1 protein-coding gene is annotated in these 3,194 nt (G+C 61.2%); it reads left to right on the forward strand.

Going from position 1 to position 3,194, the window contains the following annotated elements; translation table 11 throughout:
* Positions 1 to 454 precede the first annotated feature (454 nt).
* Positions 455 to 3,194 (forward strand): chromosome segregation protein SMC (gene smc / locus WAW39_RS14800; RefSeq protein WP_422319972.1); only part of this gene is annotated, 2,740 nt, incomplete at its 3' end.

Consider the following 3,194-nt stretch of genomic DNA (forward strand, 5'->3'; position numbering starts at 1 on the left):
GGCTCGCGCTGGTTTTGCTGCTGGCCGAGAGCTTTCTGTTTCACCGCAAGGCGGTGTATTAGATCTGATCGTAGGATGGGTGTGGCGACAGCCCGCCCGTCTGCCAGCGCATGGCAAACACGACAGCCCACGCCTTCCTAGAGTCGGGCGGTTTGGCGAAGAGCGCGTTGGAGCATTGGAAAACCCAGCACGCCAAACACACCCAACCTACGGCCAGAAACCCCACCCTTGAAAACTTGTTCACAGCCGCTACGATTATTCACAGGGAAAACGCCCTGAAAAATCCCACATCTTGTTTAAGATGTCTTAACGATCCCCAAGATAACGTGGATTTTTGCGTTCGCTCTTGCGGGCATCCGGCGCGGAATGGTTCAGTCCTTCTCAGTACTCACCGCGAAGTCATTCGTCCTTCGGATTTCTTCACCCGCCTTTTCATCTCCGCCTCTCCACCGTCATGTATCTCAAAAGCCTCACCCTTCACGGCTTCAAGTCCTTTGCGGACAAGACCCATTTCGAGTTCCACAAAGGTGTCACCGGCATCGTGGGTCCGAACGGTTGCGGCAAGTCGAACGTGGTCGATGCCATCCGCTGGGTGCTGGGTGAAACCTCCGCCAAAGCTCTGCGCGGCGATGAAATGGCGGACGTCATTTTCAACGGCACCGACAAGCGCAAGCCCGTGGGCCTGGCTGAAGTGACTTTGACGATGGCGGACTGCGAGCAGTCGCTGAACGTGGACTTCAACGAAGTCGCACTCACACGCCGCGTGTTTCGTGACGGCCGCAGCGAGTACCGCCTCAACAACACCGTCTGCCGTCTCAAGGACATTCACGATCTCATCGCCGGCACCGGTATCGGACGTGCGGCTTACTCCATCATGGCGCAGGGCCAGATCGACATGCTTCTGAGCTCCAAGCCGGAAGACCGTCGTACCGTTTTCGAAGAAGCCGCAGGCATCACCAAGTTCAAATCGCAGAAGCGTGAAGCGCTGCGCAAGCTCGAGTACACAGAAGCCAATCTGCTGCGCGTCGCCGACATCGTGGCGGAAGTGAAACGCCAGATGGGCACGCTGCAGCGCCAGGCCGCGAAGGCACGCCGCTACCAGACGCTGCTCGAAGATACCCGCCTGCTGGACACCCACCTTGCCCACAAGCAGTACACCGAATTTGCCGGTGAAAAATCCGAGTCTGAAAACCAGGTGCGCATGATGGCGCAGCAGATCGAGCAGTTGCAGGGCAAGCTGCAGGTCGCCGAGACGGAAGCCGCGCAGACCCGCGAGGCCTACCACGCGCTGGAATCCCAGATCAGCCAGGCACGCCAGCAGGCACAGGAACTCCGCTCACAGATGCAGAGCGCCGAAGGCCGCCTGGGCTTCAACCGCGAGCGCAGCGAAGAACTCGAAGGCCGCATCCGCCAGAACGAAGAGCAGATCGCCGCCAACGAAGACCTGCTTGATCAGGCGCGTCGTGACCTCGCCAATGCGGACGAGCAGCTGCTTGCCATCACGGACAACATCCAGACGCGCCAGCTCGCCATGAACGAGCACGCCAATCAGCACCAGAGCATCCTTCCAGAGCGCAACCGTTTGGAAAGCGACCGCCGTGCGATCCGCGAATCCATCCGCCAGTTTGAAGGCCAGATCGCCTCCAGCGAAGCCCGCGCGCAGTCCCTGAGCAATCAGATCTCTGGCGACCGCCAGCGCCACGAATCCCTGGCGCATGACCGCCAGACCGCGCAGCAGGCGCGTGAGACCAGCCAGATCGAATTCGACGAACTGCAGCGCCAGATCCAGGAACTGGAAGAGACGCGCAACCAGCTCGACGAAAAGGCCAAGGACTGCGCCCGTGAGATGATCGAACGCCGCCGCCAGCGCGACGCGATGAACAACGAGCTCAATGATCTCCAGCGCAATCTGACGCAGCGGAAGTCACGCCTCGAAATCATCGAGCAGCTTCTGCAGAAAGGCGAAGGCCTCTCCGCCGGCACGCAGAAGGTCATCAGCGGACTCGACAATCCGGAAGTCTATTCCGTCGGTGTGCGCGGCCTGCTGGCCTCCAGCATCGAAGTGGAGCCCGAGTACATCACCGCCATCGAAGCCGCGCTCAAAGACCACCTGCAGGCCGTTCTTCTCACGGAGAGCGAACTCGCCGCGCAGATCATCGACCGCCTCACAGATCACAAGATGGGCCGCGCCGCGCTGGTGCCGCATGATTTCTGCAACCTGCGCCGCGCCTCGGATCGCGAACTCCTGCCCGCTGGCGCCATCGCCTGGGCCACGGACAAGGTGCGCGTGAAAACCGGCGTGCAGAGCCTCATTGACCACCTCCTGCACAACGTCGTCATCGTGGACGATCTGCACACCGCTTTGCGCATGAAGCGCGAGATGCCGCACCTCGCCATCGCCACGATGCGCGGTGAACTCATCACGCATGACGGCATCATCACCGGCGGTGCCACGAAGGAGGAGGGCTCCTCCACGCTGCGCCGTGAGGCTGAAGTGCGCCAGCTCCGCACGGAAGTGGAAGCACTGGAATACCAGTACATGGAGAAGGAAGACGCCGTGAACAACATCACCGCGCAACTGGAGGAAATGCAGCGCGAGGAAGTGTCCCTGCGCGAGCAGTCCCAGCGCGCCCGCGAAGGCTTCTCCCAGTTCCAGGGCAAGATCAGCGTCGTGCAGCGCGCGCTGCAGCAGGCCACCACTAAGCTCGAAAGCGTGGAGTGGGACCAGAACCAGATTCAGGATCGCATCAGCGGCTCCGAAAGCCAGATCCAGCAGCTTCACGAAGCCGTGGCCATCGCCCAGGAGCAGCTGGCCACCTCACGCGCCCTCGAAAACGAACTCGAGCTCGAAATGGAGTCCTTCCTCCGTCGTGAGCTCGAATCCAGCGAACGCCTCAATGAGCTGCGCACCGCGCTGGCTCTTGAGCAGAGCGCGCTGCATTCCATCGAGCGCCAGAAGGCTCCCCTCGGCGTGCGCTTGCAGGAGCTGCAGGCCGGCATCAATCGCTTCTCCGAAGAGATCAACACCTGGCGCATGCGCATCCAGCAGAGCGAGGCTGAAAACGCCCGCTTCCAGGAGCAGATCGAATCCCAGCGCGACACCATCGCCGCCATCGAAGAACATCTGCAGTCCAAGACCGAAGAGCGCGCCGGATTGTTTGAGCAGGTCAGCCAGCTCGAAGCGCAGCTCACGC

This window comes from Prosthecobacter sp. (genome assembly GCF_049294395.1).
Classification (GTDB): Bacteria; Verrucomicrobiota; Verrucomicrobiia; order Verrucomicrobiales; family Verrucomicrobiaceae; genus Prosthecobacter.